13 protein-coding genes are annotated in these 13,198 nt (G+C 65.4%); 8 read left to right on the top strand and 5 right to left on the bottom strand.

All coding sequences use genetic code 11. The features are described 5' to 3' along the window. Positions 1 to 6 precede the first annotated feature (6 nt). From AC1RNC_RS08705 to AC1RNC_RS08685, 5 genes are all read right to left on the bottom strand, one after another. Positions 7 to 837, bottom strand: a complete 831-nt coding sequence (locus AC1RNC_RS08705; RefSeq protein WP_492885370.1) for a hypothetical protein — start codon at positions 835 to 837, stop codon at positions 7 to 9. A gap of 92 nt (positions 838 to 929) precedes the next feature. After that, positions 930 to 1,799, bottom strand: coding sequence for an AAA family ATPase (locus AC1RNC_RS08700; RefSeq protein WP_492885368.1), 870 nt, complete (start codon positions 1,797 to 1,799; stop codon positions 930 to 932). Positions 1,800 to 1,896: 97 nt separating this feature from the next. Then, complete coding sequence (gene pseH / locus AC1RNC_RS08695) at positions 1,897 to 2,475, bottom strand: UDP-4-amino-4,6-dideoxy-N-acetyl-beta-L-altrosamine N-acetyltransferase (RefSeq protein ID WP_492885366.1); 579 nt, start codon at positions 2,473 to 2,475, stop codon at positions 1,897 to 1,899. Next, a complete protein-coding gene (locus AC1RNC_RS08690; protein ID WP_492885364.1) occupies positions 2,468 to 3,187 on the bottom strand; it encodes a cytidylyltransferase domain-containing protein in 720 nt (239 codons plus the stop codon). Before AC1RNC_RS08690 ends, pseH (AC1RNC_RS08695) begins: the two co-directional genes overlap by 8 nt. A gap of 3 nt (positions 3,188 to 3,190) precedes the next feature. Further along, entirely contained in the window at positions 3,191 to 4,981 is a 1,791-nt protein-coding gene (locus AC1RNC_RS08685) for a tetratricopeptide repeat protein (protein WP_492885362.1), read from the bottom strand. Between the two features lie 197 nt (positions 4,982 to 5,178). On the opposite strand from AC1RNC_RS08685, the gene flbT reads away from it, so the two are divergent. From flbT to AC1RNC_RS08645, 8 genes are all read left to right on the top strand, one after another. Next, a complete protein-coding gene (gene flbT / locus AC1RNC_RS08680) occupies positions 5,179 to 5,604 on the top strand; it encodes a flagellar biosynthesis repressor FlbT (RefSeq protein WP_492839297.1) in 426 nt (141 codons plus the stop codon). Continuing rightward, positions 5,564 to 5,926 (top strand): flagellar biosynthesis regulator FlaF, encoded by a 363-nt coding sequence (gene flaF, locus AC1RNC_RS08675; protein ID WP_492839296.1) that lies wholly within the window; start codon positions 5,564 to 5,566, stop codon positions 5,924 to 5,926. The genes flbT and flaF overlap by 41 nt, the downstream gene beginning before the upstream one ends. A 248-nt stretch (positions 5,927 to 6,174) precedes the next feature. Continuing rightward, positions 6,175 to 6,999: a flagellin gene (locus tag AC1RNC_RS08670; RefSeq protein WP_372955682.1), complete on the top strand. Its 825-nt coding sequence runs from the start codon at positions 6,175 to 6,177 to the stop codon at positions 6,997 to 6,999. Positions 7,000 to 7,275: 276 nt separating this feature from the next. Further along, a complete protein-coding gene (locus AC1RNC_RS08665) occupies positions 7,276 to 8,100 on the top strand; it encodes a flagellin (RefSeq protein ID WP_492885359.1) in 825 nt (274 codons plus the stop codon). Between the two features lie 113 nt (positions 8,101 to 8,213). Next, positions 8,214 to 8,549 carry a hypothetical protein gene (locus tag AC1RNC_RS08660; protein WP_492885357.1) on the top strand — a complete coding sequence of 112 codons (336 nt, stop codon included), beginning with the start codon at positions 8,214 to 8,216 and terminating at the stop codon, positions 8,547 to 8,549. 176 nt (positions 8,550 to 8,725) lie between these two features. Further along, positions 8,726 to 9,562, top strand: coding sequence for a flagellin N-terminal helical domain-containing protein (locus AC1RNC_RS08655; RefSeq protein WP_492839292.1), 837 nt, complete (start codon positions 8,726 to 8,728; stop codon positions 9,560 to 9,562). 95 nt (positions 9,563 to 9,657) lie between these two features. Continuing rightward, positions 9,658 to 10,212 carry a UDP-4-amino-4,6-dideoxy-N-acetyl-beta-L-altrosamine N-acetyltransferase gene (gene pseH, locus AC1RNC_RS08650; RefSeq protein ID WP_492839291.1) on the top strand — a complete coding sequence of 185 codons (555 nt, stop codon included), beginning with the start codon at positions 9,658 to 9,660 and terminating at the stop codon, positions 10,210 to 10,212. A gap of 79 nt (positions 10,213 to 10,291) precedes the next feature. Continuing rightward, positions 10,292 to 13,162 (top strand): hypothetical protein, encoded by a 2,871-nt coding sequence (locus tag AC1RNC_RS08645; RefSeq protein ID WP_492885354.1) that lies wholly within the window; start codon positions 10,292 to 10,294, stop codon positions 13,160 to 13,162. Positions 13,163 to 13,198: the final 36 nt, after the last annotated feature.

Genomic DNA, 13,198 nt, shown 5'->3' with positions numbered 1-13,198 from the left:
GAGGCCTCAGCCCCCTACATTGTGGCGGACCAGGGCCTTCATGTCCTTGAACAGGTCGTGGTCGTCGGTGTCGCGGGTCTTGGCCTTGACGACGGCGACGGCCAGCGGGCCGCCCTTGGGGCCGCGCGCCTCGTAGCCGGCCAGGCGATAGCCCTTGGGCGCCTTGTCGTTGGCCAGGATCAGGGTCGAGCGCACGGAGTCGTTGCCGCCCTTCTTGGCGCGGATTTCCGCCCCGTGGTCATTGGCCTTGATGGTGACGTCGCCCTCGTGCTCGTCCTCGGCCTGGACGTTGACCGAGCCGTTGCCGTCGTCGCCCCTGAAATTGACGTTCTTGTTGACCTTCACCTCGGCGGCGCCGCCGTCGCTGTTGATGGTCAGGTGGCCGATGCGGATATCGGCGCCGCTGTCGCTGGCGTCGATCTTCACGCCTGGCAAGTTGATGCTGGTGTGGTTCTTTCCCATGCCCTTGTGTTCTGGCGGCTTGGGCGGGGCTGGGGGCAGGGGCATGATCCCCTTCAGTTCGGTCTCGATCGGCGCAAGGGCGGCCTCCGCGTCTCCGCCGTTCAGCTTGACTAGGCGCAGGTCGACAGTGGCCCTGTCCGAGACATAGGCGCAGGACTGGCCGTCGTCGGCCTTGGAGACCAGTTTCAATTCACCTTGCTTGTCGGGGCAGTCGAGGCGGTCGATGAGCCGGATCGGCTCGCGTCGGCCCAGCTTGCGCTCGGCGTGCTCGGTCTTGCTGGTCTCGGCGCGCTGGCAGGCGGTGAGGGCAGTCGCGCCGACGCCGATCATCAGCGCCGTGGCCAGCCATTTCGCCCGCGATTTGGAATAGCGCATGGATTGTCGATCTTCCCTGATTTGGCGGGAAGTTGGGCGCGCGCCGGGCGCGCGTCCAGTGAAATCCAAGTAACGACCAATTGGTCGCAGACCTATTGGCCCGGACGAGCCCCAGAACCCTCGCGGCGGGCCAGGAAGGCCAGGCGTTCGAACAGGTGCACGTCCTGTTCGTTCTTGAGCAGGGCGCCGTGCAGGGGCGGGATCAGCTTGGTCGGGTCCTTCTCGCGCAGGACCTGATCATCGATGTCCTCGACCAGCAGCAGCTTCAGCCAGTCCAGCAGCTCCGAGGTCGACGGCTTCTTCTTCAGGCCCGGCACCTTGCGCATGTCGTAGAAGATGCGCAGCGCCTCGGACACGAGCTTCTGCTTGATGCCCGGGAAGTGGACGTCGACGATGGCCTGCATCGTCGCTTCCTCGGGAAAGCGGATGTAGTGGAAGAAGCAGCGGCGCAGGAACGCGTCCGGCAGCTCCTTCTCATTGTTGGAGGTGATGATGATGATCGGCCGGACCTTGGCCTTGATCGTCTCGTTGGTCTCGTAGACGTAGAATTCGTTGCGATCGAGTTCCTGCAGGAGGTCGTTGGGGAACTCGATGTCGGCCTTGTCGATCTCGTCGATCAGCAGCACCGGGCGCTGCTCGCTCTCGAACGCCTCCCAGAGTTTGCCCCTCTTGATGTAGTTCTTGACGTCCTTGACGCGCTCGTCGCCCAGTTGGCTGTCGCGCAGACGGGTGACGGCGTCGTACTCGTAGAGGCCTTGCTGGGCCTTGGTCGTCGACTTGATGTGCCAGGTGATCAGCGGGGCGTTGAGGGCCTTGGCGACCTCGTAGGCCAGCACCGTCTTGCCCGTGCCGGGCTCGCCCTTGATCAGAAGGGGGCGCTCCAGAGCGACCGAGGCGTTCACCGCGACCTTCAGGTCGTCGGTCGCCACGTAGTCGGAAGTACCCTCGAAACGCTCGCTCATGCCCATCTCCGCCAGCCGGTTCGAACAGTTGTTCAAAACGAACTGATCAAACTACCGGCGCTTACGCGCTTGGCAAGTGCCCGTGGCGGGAAGCCGGTCAGAGCGGCGCGTCGAGCGCGGCTTCGGCGAAGCCCTTGGCGACCAGCCGGGCGCGAAGGCGCGGCCGATGATCGCGCCAGTCCTCGGCCAGAAGGCCCAGGCCGACGACGTCGGTCGGTCGGCCCTGCTTGACGACATGGGCGCGGAACAAGGCCTCGCGCTGGAAGCCGCTCGAGAGGTGGGAGGCGAGGGCGGCCTCGTTGGTGGCCAGCACTTCGGACCACAGCTTGCGCAGGCCCAGGACCTGGAAGGCGTGGTCTGCGACCTTGAACTCGGTGAAACCGCCGACGCCCAGGCCCCGCGCGCGCTCCTCGGCCAGGTATCGGGCTATGGCGCCGCGGCCCTGGCCCGAATCGATATCGACCAGGCTGGTCAGGCCCACGGGAGCGCCCTCCAGCAGGACGACCCAGTCGCGTCGGCGCGGATGGCCGACCAGGGTGTCGAACCAGCGATCATGCTCCTCGCGCGCGATCAGATGGTCGGAATACATGAAGGCCGCGACCTGCGGGCTGTTTCGCCAGGCCAACAATCGGTCGCGATCGCCTTCTTCGACCCGCCGCAGAACGACGTCAGGCACGACGGTCGCCTCCCAGCATGGCCAGATCCGGACGGCCGCGGACCAGGGCGCGGACGGCGTCGGAGGTGAAGTCCGGATCGTCGGCATAGAGGGCGTCATAGACCGCGCGGACGAATTCCAGGTCGTCGGGCCGATCGACGGTCCAGCGCACCGCGCCCTCGTCGGCCGCCTGGGCATAGCTGGCCAGACGGAAGTGGTCGGGGTTGCGATAGAGATAGGGGGTCACATGCTCGCGATCGTGGGGATCGCTGGTCTCGGCGGCGGCGCGGCGCAGGGCGGCGGCCGTCATCACCTCGACATCCAGCCCCTTCGGGAACGTGCGTGGCTCGGCGACATTGGAGGCGTAGTCCGCGCCGCTGTCCTCGAACCGCGCGATGGTGGCGTCGATCACCCCGGGATCGGCCAACGGGCAGTCGGCGGTCAGGCGGACCACGGTTCGCGCCGGGCCAAAGGCGTCCAGGGCGCCGACGAAGCGGCCCAGCACGTCGTCCAGGTCGCCGCGATGGACGGGAACGCCAGCCGCCGCCAGAACCTCGACGAGGGGATCGTCGTCAGCCCGGATCGAGGTCGCCACCACGATGCGCTGCAGCTCGCGGGCGCGGCGCAGGCGCTCGATCTGGCGCAGGATCATCGGCGCCCCGGCCACCGGCGCCAGCACCTTGCCGGGCAGGCGTGTCGAGGACATGCGCGCTTGCAGGATGGCGAGCACCATGGCCTAGCCGGCGACCTTGTCGCGCAGGGCCTGGGCGACCTCGGCCATCACGGGAGCCCATTGGCCGAGCTCGGGCGGCGAAAAGACGCGCGCCTGAGGATACCAGGGATAGGCGTCGGTCCCGAGCTTGGTCCACACCGAAGGCGCGGTCAGCATCCAGATCGGCGCGCCCGCCGCGCCCGCCAGGTTGGTGGTGGCGTTGGAGAAACCGATGATCAGGTCGACCGCGGCGCACAGGGCGGTCAGGTCGTCCAGGTCCATCTTCAGGTCCAGGCCCGGCGGCCGCCAGATCTCGACGCCGAACTGGTCCTTGGCCAGGGCGATCTCCTCCTCGCAGTCGCCGTACTGCAGGTTGATGAACGTGACGCCCGGCGTCTTGAGCACCGGCTCCCACAGTTGGAACGGCGAGAATTGCCGGGCCCGGTCGCCTTTCAGGCTCAGGCTCTTCCATAGCAGGCCGACCTTGGGTTCAGGACCCAGCTTGTCGAGCTCGGCCTTCCAGTAGGCGACCCGCTCCGGATCGGGCGTCAGGAACGATTTGCGGTTCGGGAAGGCCTCGACCGAGTTGCGCTGGGTGCGCAGGAAATCGCCCAGCGCCGCCCAGCAGTCGAAGCGCTCCCAATGCTCGATGTCCGGCGCGGTGCGATAGACACGGCCCTCGTACTTCATGGTCCGGTGGGCGCTGACCTCGATGCCCGGATAGGTGCGCTCGAACAGCGGCTTCAGGCGGCGCTCGACCACCAGGGTCATCTTGCCGTCCGGCCCCAGCATATCGAGGATGTCCGGCAGCATGTTGGAGAGCATGACCTCGTCGCCCAGGCCCTGCTCGGCGACGACCATCAAGGTCTTGCCCTTGAGGTCCTCGCCCGCCCAGCGGGTAGCGGGGATGTGGAACAGCGGGGCCTCGGAGATTTCCGGCGAGAAGCGGGTCTCGTACGCTTCCCAGCCCTCGGCGACCCGCCCCAGGGCCAGCAGGAGCGTGGCGCGGGCGAATTGCATGACCGTCGCATCGGCGGGGTCCTGAGTTTCCCGCATCCCGGCCTCGCTGTCGATCAGGGCGCCTTCGATGTCGCCGAGATCGGCCTTGGCGTAGGCGCGGTTGTGGAGCGCCTTGCTGTGTGTGGGGGCCAGGCGCAGGGCCTCGTCGAAGAAGACGATCGAGCCGCCAGGGTCGCCCATGTTGCAGAGCACCGTGCCCAGGGTGTTCCAGAGGCCGGCGGCCTGGGGGTGGATGGCCAGAGCGACCTTCAGCACATCGATCGCTTCGGTTTCGCGGTTCATTTCGCGCAGGGCGCAGGCCAGGTTGTTGGCGGCTTCGATGTCATTGGGCCGGGCCAGGCGGTAGTGCGCGAAGAACTTGGCCGCGAAGTCGACCATGTTCAGGCGGAACGCCAGGCGTCCGAGGTCGCCGGCGACCGCGCTGTGGTCGGTCAGCAGGGCGAGCGCGGCCTCGTAGCACTTGAGTGAAGAGGCGAAGTCGCCTTGCTTCTCGCGCGAGATGGCCAGGATGTGCCACGCCAGGCCGAACTGATCGTCTTTCTTGAGCAGCTTCAGGGCGATCTTCTCGGCCTTGGCGTAGTCCTGCGCGTGCACCGCCAGGATCGCCGTCCTAACGGCCTTGGCGTTCTCGGTGCTCTTGAGGTCCTGCGCCGCCTGCTTCAGCCGTTCCAGGGAGTCGGCCGAGGCCGAATCGCCCATGGCCTTCACGATCTGGCCGGGCTGGAAGGGAAGGGCGCCGATATCGGCCTGGCTGGCGGCGCTATCGGACGCTTCGAGGACGCTTTTGTTGGACATGGCGGACCGATCTGGGGACTTTGTTATTAACCATGTTTTGGGGGGCTATGCTTAATTGAGTCCTAAGCCGCGTCTTACGGTCGCAAGGCGGCCTGAATTGCGGCAAGACGGCGTTAACAGATGTTCGCCTAGCTTCGCGTCCAACCCGTCGTCATGACGGAACCGGGCGAAGTGGCGTCAACGAAGGAGCGGCCTTAGTGCCTTTGAAGCTGTCGCTGAAGCCCGGCGAAAAATTCGTTCTCAACGGCGCCGTGGTCCAGAATGGGGATCGGCGCGGAGTTCTGGTGCTCCAGAACAAGGCCTCCGTCCTCCGCGAGAAGGACATCATGCAGCCGGAACAGGTCACGACGCCCGCGCGTCGGATCTATTTTCCGGTGATGATGATGTACCTTGACGAGGCCGCAGCCGAGAAGTTCTTCGAGGACTTCGCGGGCCGCCTTAACGAATTCATGGGAGTTGTACGCAATCCTGTGGTTCTGCAGGACTGCATCGCCATTTCGAAGCACGTTATGGCGCGCGAGTACTACAAGGCTCTGATGTTGAGCCGTAAGTTGATTGAATACGAAGACGAGAGGTTGGGGCATGTCTCTTCGGGCCTATCAGCAGGCGGCGACGCGGGCTGAGAATCCCCGTGAAATGGAGTACCGCCTGTTCGGTCAGGTGACGCGCGCCCTCATGGACGCGTCGCGGGCCCCGGCGGACGACATTGCCACGCGGATCGACGCATTGGACTGGAATCGCAAGGTCTGGTCGGCCTTGGCGACCGACTGTTCCTTGCCTGAAAACCAACTGCCCAAAGAGCTTCGGGCCAGCATCATTTCGCTGAGCCTCTGGGTCGGTCGTCACTCCAGCGCCGTGATGCGCAAGGAGGAGGACTTCGAACCCCTGATCGAGATCAACCGCATGATGATGCAGGGGCTGTCCGCCCGGGCCGACGCTGCCTGATTCTTCGGTTTTCGCAAGACTGAACGTCTTGCCTACCTGCTTCGGAAAAACCTGCCGCCCGGCGAATCCTGCATTCGCCGGGCGGTTTCGTTTTTGCCTTGAAGTCAAAATTACTTCATCAAAATCAATAGTTTACGGATTGGCCCCGACCTCGGTTCGGTTGGCCCGCCGCTTGCGATGGTTCGCGCGGGGCAAAACGCCCGACCGGCAATACGCCGGGCAAATCCCACCAAAACGGTAGGTATCAAATGCTGAACTCGATCAACACGAACCCGAGCGCCCTTCTTGCGCTCCAAAACCTGAACGCAACCAACACGGAGCTCGCCACTACCCAGAGCCGTATCAACACCGGCAAGAAGGTTGGAACCGCCAAGGACAATGGCGCGATCTGGTCGATGGCCAAGATGCAAAGCGCGAGCTCGAGTTCGTTGAACGCCGTGAAGGATTCGCTCCAGCGCGGTCAGTCGACGATCGATGTTGCTCTCGCGGCAGGCGACACCATCACCGATCTGCTCACGAAGATGAAGGAAAAGGCCCTGGCCGCTTCCGACACTTCGCTGAACACCGCCTCGTTCAACTCGCTGAAGTCGGACTTCGAGACGCTCCGTGGCCAAATCGAAAAGGCCGCGGCAAACGCGAAGTTCAATGGCGTCAGTCTGGCGGACGGCACGACGGCCCAGATCAGCTTCCTGGCCAACGCGGACGGGGGCAACTTCACGGTCCAGGCGCAAAACCTGGGTCTTGTGGGTCTTGGTCTGGTGGCCGGTAGCGACACCTTCACCTCGGCATCGACGGCCAAGTCGATGATCGATGTCATGTCGAAGGCGTTGCAAACGGCGACGAACAAACTGTCTTCCCTGGGCACGTCCTCGGTCGGTCTGGATACTCACCTGACCTTCGTGGGCAAGCTGCAGGACAGCCTGGACGCCGGCGTGGGCAACCTCGTCGACGCGGACCTGGCGAAGGAAAGCGCCAAGCTGCAGTCGCTGCAAACCAAGCAGCAACTGGGCGTCCAAGCGCTCTCGATCGCCAATCAGAGCCCGCAGACGATCCTGTCGCTGTTCAAGGGGTGAGCCCGATACGCCGGACGGCCGTCAAAAGCCGTCCGGCGCCTCTTTTCCGCCGGGTGCGCATATTGTGCCCGGCAATAATTGCCCATGGCGAAAGGCTCCCGGCAGAAATTGCCGGGAGCCTTCGTCGTTAATGGATGTATAACGCAATGATTTCAGAGGTTTAGAAGGGCCTTGCCGCTGGGCAAGAATGGCCCGGCAATTGCTACAGACCTTTTCGAGCAAAACGCTCCCGGCAGCCAAAATGGCGTCGGATACCTTGAAAAGGAACCTACTCGTATGCCGCTGAATAGCATCAATACGAACGCTGGCGCTCTGATCGCCCTGCAAAACCTCAACACCACCAACAGCGAACTGGGCGTCGTCCAGCAACGCATCAACACCGGCAAAAAGGTCGGTAACGCCAAGGACAACGGCGCCATCTGGGCCATGTCCAAGATTCAGAACGCGACCTCGTCGTCCCTGAACTCGGTGAAGGACTCGCTGCAGCGCGGCCAGTCGACGATCGACGTGGCCCTGGCGGCCGGCGACACCATCACCGACCTGCTCAGCAAGATGAAGGAAAAGGCCCTGGCCGCTTCCGACACCTCGCTGAACACCGCTTCGTTCAATGCCCTGTTGTCGGACTTCACCTCGCTGCGCGAACAGGTCCAGAAGGCCGCCGACAACGCCAAGTTCAACGGCGCCAGCCTGGCCGACGGCAAGGTCACGAACATGACCTTCCTGGCCAATTCGGACGGCACGGGCTTTACCGTGAAGGCCCAGACCCTGGGTCTGGCCGGTCTCGGCCTGACCACCGCTACCCCGGCCTTCAGTTCGGCCTCGTCCGCCAAGTCGATGATCAGCGACATCGACAAGGCCATCGGCACGGCCACCAACAAGCTGGCCTCGCTGGGCACCAGCTCTGTCGGCCTCGACACCCACCTGACCTTCATCGGCAAGCTGCAAGACAGCCTGGACGCCGGCGTCGGCAACCTGGTGGACGCCGACCTGGCCAAGGAAAGCGCCAAGCTGCAGTCGCTGCAAACCAAGCAACAGCTGGGTGTGCAGGCGCTGTCGATCGCCAACCAGTCCTCGTCGTCGATCCTGAGCCTGTTCCGTTAAGGAATGCGGAGCGGAGGCGGGCCCGCTTGGCCCGCCTCCGCCTTTTCGGGGATCGATGAGCAAGGAGAGAAGCAAGAGAGGAGGGCCGGTCCGCAAGCGCCGGTAAATAGGAAATGGAACCCAAGGCCGCATTGTCGGCGATCAGAGACTTCGTCGCCTCAACCGCTCCCGCCACGAACGCCCCGGACCTGTCCGAGGGCGCGAACGTCGTTTCGGCGCCGGCCGCCCAGCCGATCGAGCACCAGCCGGCTCCGCCGGTCGAGGCCGGCCCGCAGCCTGGCGACCTGCGCCTGGTGATCGAGCAGGACGGCGACTCCGGTGAGTATGTCTACAAGACCGTGGATCGTCGGACGGGCGAGACGCTGCAGCAATTTCCGCGCGAGCAGATTCTGAAGCTGCGCGAGGAAACCACCTACGCGTCGGGCGACGTCTTCGACGGCCAGGCCTGAGCGAACCGCCCGACCGCATGGCGGGTGCGACAGTGGGCCGCGGGCGTAAACAGACATGGTTTATAAGCGTTAACCATAATCTTACTTTCTGACCCCAAGTTCGGCGGCGACCAGATCGCTCGCCGAATCGCGCGCGATCGCAACCAAACGGCAAAATAGCCGATCGGAGGCCGCGCATGACGTTGAGCGTCAACACGAACCAGCCCGCGCTGATCGCGCTGCAGAACCTGAACCGCACTAACGACGACATGCAGGCGGTGCAGACTCGCATCAACACGGGTGAAGCCATCTCGACCGCCAAGGACAATGCGGCGGTCTGGTCGATCGCGCAGGAGCAGCGCGGCGACATGAGCGCGCTCAGCGCCGTCAAGATGAGCCTGGATCGCGCGACCTCGATCGCCGACGTGGCCCTGGCCGCCGGCGATTCGATCTCGGACCTGCTGAAGCTGTTGCGCGAGAAGGTGGTGGCCGCCAAGGACACCTCGCTGACCACGTCCTCGCGGACCTCGCTGAACGCCGACTTCCAGGGGCTGCTCAAGAATCTGGACCAGGTCGTCAAGAGCGCCGTGTTCGACGGCGCCAACCTCTTGGACGGCAGCCAGGCCGCCGACATGCAGTTCTTGGCCGACGCCGACGCGGCTCAGGCCATCACGCTGTCGCTGCAGAACCTGTCGCTGGGCGGCACGATCAACACCCTGACGACGACCGACGATATCCTGACCCCGGCCAACGCCGACGCGGTGTTCCAGCGCCTGGAAGCGTCGATGACCGCGATCAATCAGGCGGTCGGCAACATCGGCACGCAGGCCAAGCAGATCGACGCCCACAACAGCTTCGTGGGCAAGCTGAGCGACGTGCTGGAGACGGGCGTGGGCAATCTGGTCGACGCCGACCTCGCCAAGGAAAGCGCCCGCTTGCAAGCCTTGCAGGTCAAGCAGCAGCTGGGCGCCCAGGCGCTGTCGATCGCCAACAGCGCGCCGCAGATCATCCTGTCGCTGTTCAAGGGCGGGTAAGCCTGCGAGGCGCGGCGACGTCTCAAAGGCTCCTAGGTCCTGTCGCATCGGCGAGCTAAGGTTCCGCGAGGCGAACCGGGGATTCGGCGGCGGGCATGATCGAACTTCGCGACTTACGGGACGAGGATGAGGCGATCCTCTTTCAGTGGCGCTCCGAACCGGAGGTCGACCGCTGGATGTCCGACGCCGAGCTGCCGAGCCGCGAGGCTCACGCGGCGTGGTTCGACGCGCTGCGAACCGATCCCGATCTGCGCGGCTGGATGATCACCCGGGCCGGCGCGCCCATGGGGCTGATCACCCTGTCGGGTCTGAGCAGCCATCACCGCCGCGCCAGTCTGCACTGGTTCCTCGGTTCGGCCGAGGCGCGGGGCAGGGGCGTCGGCCGCGCCGCCCAGGTGCTGGGCCTGGACCGGGCCTTCGGCGAGCTGGGCCTGCACAAGGTTTTCGCCGAGGTCATGGCCGATAACGACGCGGCCCTGAAGGCCCAGTCCGCCGCCGGTTTCCGCCGCGAGGGCTATCTGCGCGGTCACGTGCTGAAGGGCGGCGAGGCGCGCGACGTCGTGCTGCTGGGCATCCTGGCCTCGGAGTGGGCGGAGCTGCGCGAGGGCGCCCGCCGGGCGCTGTCCGACGCCAACCTTATCGCCGCTTAAGGCTAATCGTTAAGGAGTCGTCAGCGAACGTCTGGCAAGGGTAACTCAGGGGTGCTTCGCGCCCTGATTGGAACAGGTCGTGATCAGCTTCGATTCCAGCCTCCTGCTCAACTACTATCAGGCCCGCGCGGGCGTGACGGGAGCAACTGCGTCTGGAACGTCGACCACGACGGCGTCTGGCGGCAAGAAGGCCGTCGTGCCGAATGCGCCCTGGCTGGGCAACGCGCCCGTGGCCAGCGAACAGGTCCGCTCGGCCCTGAATGGCCGCAAGTTCGTGGACGAGGGCGCCAGCGCCTCTAGCCTCAAGGGCGTGAGCCCCGACTACAAGAAGCTGTTCGCCTCGTACCAGGCGCTCAGCACCATGTCGGCCCTGATCACCCAGGCCGGGCAGAAGGGGCAGACCGACGGCGAGATCAAGCGCTTGCAGACCGCCCTGACGCGCGGCCTGGGCGAGGTCACCGGCTACGTCCAAGGGTTGTCGCTGGATCAGATGCGCCTGACCACCGGCGCGGTGATGACCAGCGACAAGGCCACGGTCGGCGTTCCGAAGAACACCACCACGTACACGACCGACAAGCTCTATACCGGCCAAGCCGACGACGAGGTGCCGCGCTTCAAGGGCGACGTCTCGTTCGGCGTCGCCGTCAAGAGCTTCGGCGTCACCTCCAACATCACCATGGACTTGTCCGAGATGGGCTCAACGCCCCGGACCATGTCCAATGTCGTCAGCTACATGAACGGCAAGATGAAGGCGGCCGGGCTGAACACCAGCTTCTCGGTGCAGCGCACGGCGGGCCAGGCGCAGACGGTCCAGGTCGGCGGCAAGCCCGTGACCCTTCCGGCCACCGGCGATAACTTCGCCCTGAAGATCAACGGCGACATCGCCGAGCAGATGACCTTCAGCGCCCCGACGGCCGCGCCGGCGGTCTATGTCACGACAAAGGCCGGTGATCCGGATCCGGACAAGAATTCGAAGACCGACGACGCCAAGTACGAAAACACCCTGACCAAGTACAGCGCGGCTGGGACCGGTGGCGGCGCCAACGCCGGCGCGCCGGGCGGCAAGGTGTTCACCGAGACCCTGCAGGGCACGATCAACAGCGTCCGCAAGTCGGTGACCGGCGCGGACGGCTCGGTCTACATGCTGGCCGATGTCGACACGGCGGTGGACGGCAAGCTCGACCTGAACGGTCAGCCGATCAAGGGCGATAGCGATGTCGCGCTGCTGAAGTACGACAGCGCCGGCCAACTGCTGTACGCCCGCACCCTGGGCGCGACCGACGAGGCCAACGGCCTGTCGCTGGCCGTCGGCGACGACGGCAGCGTCGCCGTGGCCGGCTCGGTCACCGGCCGTCTGAACGGCGCGGTCAACGGTCCGATCAACAGTGGCGACACCGGGAAGACCAGCGACAGCTTCGTCACCCGCTACGACTCCAAGGGCGACGAGCAGTGGACGGTGCGCCGCGGCGGCCTGCAGGAAGACGAGGCCACCGCCCTGGCGTTCGGCTCGGACGGCGTTCTTTATGTCGGCGGCCGCAGCAAGTCGGACCTGCCCGGCGCGGTCGGCGCGGACCCCAGCGGCGGCTATGACGCCTATCTGACGGCCTTCGCCACCGACAGCGCCGGCAAGCCCCAGGCGCTGTTCACCCAGAAGTTCGGCACGACCGAGAACGACAGCGTCTCTGACATCGTCGTCAACGGCTCGCAGGTCATCGTCGGTTCCAAGGAGAACGGTTCGGCGACGCTGCGCAGCTTCGACGTCTCGCCCAATGTCGTGACCGAGAACGTCAAAAAGCTGGATCAGTACGGCGCCTATCAGACCGTACCCGTCACCTACACCAAGACCGCCACCGTCACGGCCGGCGCCAAGCGCGACCTGGGCTCCCTGAAGGGCGGCGATCTGGTGGGGCTGAAGATCGACGGCGGCCAACTGTATGTCGGCGGCTCGACGGCCAACACTCTGATGTCGATCAATGGCGCGACGACCGCGCCGTCGGGCGGCATGGACGCTTTCGTCGGCCGCATGTCGCTGGATCTCTCGAACAATGGCAGCGATGCGCTGACCTATTACGGCGGCACGGGCGACGACACGGTCGCCGGCTTCGACGTCTCGAACGGCACGGCCTGGCTGGTCGGCTCGGCTGGAGCGAACCTGGACGGTCAGGGGACGGTCGGGACCAAGGACGGCTACGTCGCCCAGGTCAATGTCGGCACGGGCAATGTCGACTGGAGCCAGCGCCTGACGGGCAAGGACGGCTATGCGACGCCGACCTCGGTGGCGGTGGCCAAGACCGGCGCCTCGTCGCTGGACGCCCTGGGCCTGCCGGCCGGCGCCATGAACTACACCCAGTCCGACCGCATTGTCTCGGCGACCGCGGCTCGGGCCGGCGACACCTTCCAGATCCGCACCCGCGAGCGCGGGAACCTGGCCACGATCACCATCGAGGCCAAGGACACGCTCGAGACCCTGGCGGACAAGATCAAGCGCGCCTCGGGCTACCGCGCCAAGGTCGAGACCGCCACCAGCGGCAACAGCCGTGTTCTGAAGATCAGCCCCGCCTCCAGCACCTCGACGATCGAGATCGTGGCGGGAAAGGGCGGCGCCGATGTGCTGACGGCCCTGGGCCTGACCGGCGGCGTCGTGCGCGCCACCAAGACCGACGACGGCAAGACCGTCTCGGCCGACGGCAGTGGTCCGGTCTATGGTCTCAGCCTGCCGCCCGAACTGGACCTGACCTCGGACGCCGGGCGTAAGAACGCCTCCATGGTCATCCAGCGGGCGATGTCGTCGGTCCGCAGCGCCTATCGCGAGATCGCCGACACGGCCATGGGCGTCAAGAGCGACAGCTCGAAAAGCGCGGGCAAGACCGATGGCAAGGTTCCGGCCTATCTGACCAGCCAGCTGGCCAACTACCAGGCGGCCCTCAACCGTCTGACGGGCGGTAGCTAGGTCTCATATTCTGGCCCGTCGAGCTTGAAAGCGTCA

The organism is Caulobacter sp. GW822-FHT01G02, assembly GCF_058802865.1.
This window is presented reverse-complemented; position numbering and strand designations above follow the sequence as displayed.